Here is a 758-nt window from a genome sequence, read left to right as displayed (position 1 = left end):
TGGTTTTATATTTGTCCTTTTTAATATAATATATGGCACTTATTCGCAAAAAGAAATCAGATAATAAATTTGATGAACTATCATATTATTTGCAATCAATAGATGATTCGGGTTTGATTACTCTACGAACTAATTTAGATGGATTTAACGTTTTAGACCACTATACTCTAACTTCTTATAACGTAGATGTTTACATTGCAGAGAGGGAAGGCATAGGATATTATTTAGTAAATGAACCTCCCCTGAGTGATAGGGAAAATAGGATATTAATGGCTTTATTGGATAGCCTTATTTATAGCCCCACTACAGCTTTCTCTTCTAAGGAAATTAACGTAAAGGAGTTGGAAAAGGAGATTTTAAAAATTTCAGCCAAGTTAGGGGTAATTTCTCAAGTTAAGGGCAATTTAGGAAAATTTTTATATTACATTTTAAGGGAGATAAAGTACTCAGTTTTGCAAGTTCCGATGAGTGATCCATATATTGAAGAAATTGAATTAGTATCACCATATAAACCAGTATCGGTAGTCCACAGTAGACATACTGAATGGCCTAGACTTGAGACTAACATTATCTTGAATAGCGAGATAAGAGTAAGGAGATTAGTTGAGCGTTTATCGTCTTTAGGCGGGAGAAGTGTTAGTACAGCTATGCCTTTGCAAGATTTCATGTTACCTGAAGGTCATAGAGTAGCAGTAAGTTACGGTGAGGAGATAAGTAAAGGAACTACCTTTAACGTAAGAAAGTTCCCTGAAAAACCT

The 758-nt window shown here is 33.9% G+C and carries 1 pseudogene; it reads left to right on the top strand.

From position 1 onward, the window contains the following. Positions 1 to 32: 32 nt before the first annotated feature. Positions 33 to 758, top strand: a pseudogene (locus tag DMP16_RS10430) (type II/IV secretion system ATPase subunit); the annotation flags it as partial.

It is taken from the genome of Sulfolobus sp. B1, assembly GCF_007050195.1.
In the GTDB taxonomy this organism is placed as follows: domain Archaea; phylum Thermoproteota; class Thermoprotei_A; order Sulfolobales; family Sulfolobaceae; genus Saccharolobus.
The sequence above is the reverse complement of the archived record's forward strand: the minus strand, read 5'-3'. Positions and strand labels throughout refer to the sequence as shown.